The sequence below is a fragment of the Staphylococcus sp. 231237_7MaSpsaltlick genome (assembly GCF_043107035.1).
In genome coordinates this window covers 1-1371 of sequence record NZ_JBICNX010000129.1, presented here as the reverse complement: position 1 = coordinate 1371, position 1371 = coordinate 1, and the positions used below count along the sequence as shown (strand labels likewise).

Here is a 1371-nt window from a genome sequence, read left to right as displayed (position 1 = left end):
GGATAGTATTCTGTATCACTTAATTGCGATGCTTTATAACCTAATTTAATATCTTGTCTGTTTGGTCCATGTGGGATTAAATCTATATTACTTAGACCTCTCCCTCCAATATTCCATGCGCCCTCTGTTTGATTTGCTGCAATAGCGCCACCCCAAAGAAAATTTTCTGGAAAAGTTTTTATCGTCATTTTTTAACCACTCCTAATATTGATGTATTAGCACTAACGTCAACAGTATCGAAAGACGTAATAGAGTCATAATCATCTGTATTTGTAATTACTACAATCGTTGTCGGATCATAACCTGCTTCAATAATTTCAGTTAAATCGAAGGACCCGATAATCTCCCCACTATTCACATGGTCACCTTGTTCAACTGCAGATGTAAACGGTTTGCCTTCTAGCTTAACAGTATCAATACCTACATGAATTAGTACTTCAACACCATCGTCACCTGTAATTCCAACAGCATGCTTGGTAGGGAATACTGAGGTCACTGTTCCAGTTATTGGCGCATATATTTTATTTCCTGTTGGTTCAATCGCAACACTCTTACCAATCACTTCTCTACTAAATACATCATCTTCAACGCTATCTATGGGTTTCACTTTTCCTTCAACAGGTGCTTCAACAATCATATTGCCTTTTGTCTCTGCATCTAATAACTCATCTTCTGATTCTGGTATATCTTCAAACCCAAGTACCAACGTTAAAATAAATGATAGTACAATAGATAAAACCATAACGACAATAATCCATACGATACTCATAGGATTGTCTTGATCTATAAATTGTACACTTGTAAATAAACCAGGCGCTGCCATAGACCGACTCGCAAGCCCTGCTAGACCTGCAACCCCACCTGCAACAAATCCGGTAATCATTGACGCAATCATAGGACGTTTTAATCTAATGGCTACCCCATATAGTGCGGGTTCAGTTATGCCTGCAATAATTGCTGATGATGCCGCTGCTAATGAAGTTTGACGTAATTCTCTATTTTTAGTTTTAAACGCTACTGCAAGTGAGACCCCGCCAAGTGATAAATTCGCACCAATTTCAGATGGCATAACCATACCTTCTTTACCAGTCTCTGCAATAGTTTGTACAATTGTTGGTGTGAACACACGATGCATACCAGTCATAACCAATAAAGGCCATAATGCACCTACAATGGCTACTGCTAAGAAACCTAATTGGCCATGCACGAAGAATACAAATTGCGATAACCCTGTACCTATTAAAATTCCAGCAGGTCCAACAATAATAATCGCAATTGGCGCTGCAACTAACAAAATCAACATAGGTTTTAAAAAGTTTTTCATAACAATTGGCGTAATGTGATCGATTATATCTTCAATATATTTCAACA

Annotated in this window: 2 protein-coding genes; both read right to left on the bottom strand. The window is 37.9% G+C overall.

Annotation, left to right across the window (positions count from 1 at the left end):
- On the bottom strand, nt 1-188 hold a 188-nt coding region (locus ACF91D_RS30340; RefSeq protein WP_392438456.1), incomplete at its 3' end, for a family 1 glycosylhydrolase.
- The coding region (locus ACF91D_RS30335) for a PTS sugar transporter subunit IIABC family protein (protein ID WP_392438454.1) at nt 185-1371 on the bottom strand (1187 nt) is incomplete at its 5' end. The genes ACF91D_RS30340 and ACF91D_RS30335, both read right to left, overlap by 4 nt.